1 protein-coding gene is annotated in these 583 nt (G+C 53.9%); it reads right to left on the reverse strand.

The features are described from left to right. The coding region (locus IQR33_RS34325; RefSeq protein ID WP_228014127.1) for a cadherin-like domain-containing protein at positions 1-583 on the reverse strand (583 nt) is incomplete at both ends.

The following is a 583-nucleotide window of genomic DNA, read 5'->3' on the forward strand; positions in this document are numbered from 1 at the left end:
CTGATTGGATAGACAGCGTATCACCATCAATATCGGTGTCGTTTGGCAGGACATCAATCGTGACTGGCGTGTCTTCGTCAGTAATCGCCGTGTCATTGGTCGCCACTGGCGCATCGTTCACTGGCGTGACATCGACGTTCACTGTGGTGGACTCCGATACCCCACCGGAGGTAACGATGTAGGTGAAGCTGTCTGTTCCGTGATAGTTGTCGTTTGGCGTGTAAGTGACGCTGCCGTCCGGGTTGACCGAGACCGTGCCGTTGGCTGGGGCGTTATTGGTATCGAGCGACACCACTTTATCGTCGCCTTCGAACGTGTCGTTACCTAAGACCTTGATGATGGTTGGCGTGTCTTCCACAACCGTCGCTTTGTCTGCCACGATGTCCGCCACAGGCGCAACTGTGAAGTTCACCGTTTGGCTAACGCTTTCACCGCTTGGATCGGTGGCGGTAAAGGTTAGGGTTTCTGAGCCGTTCCAGTCTGCGGTTGGAGTGAACGTAGCAATGCCATTGACGATCGCCACTTGAATGTTGCTGTTGCCAGAGACACTAAACGTTAACTCACCATCGGCGTTATCCACATC

It is taken from the genome of Vibrio sp. OPT46 (assembly GCF_015163535.1).
Lineage (GTDB): Bacteria > Pseudomonadota > Gammaproteobacteria > Enterobacterales > Vibrionaceae > Vibrio > Vibrio alginolyticus.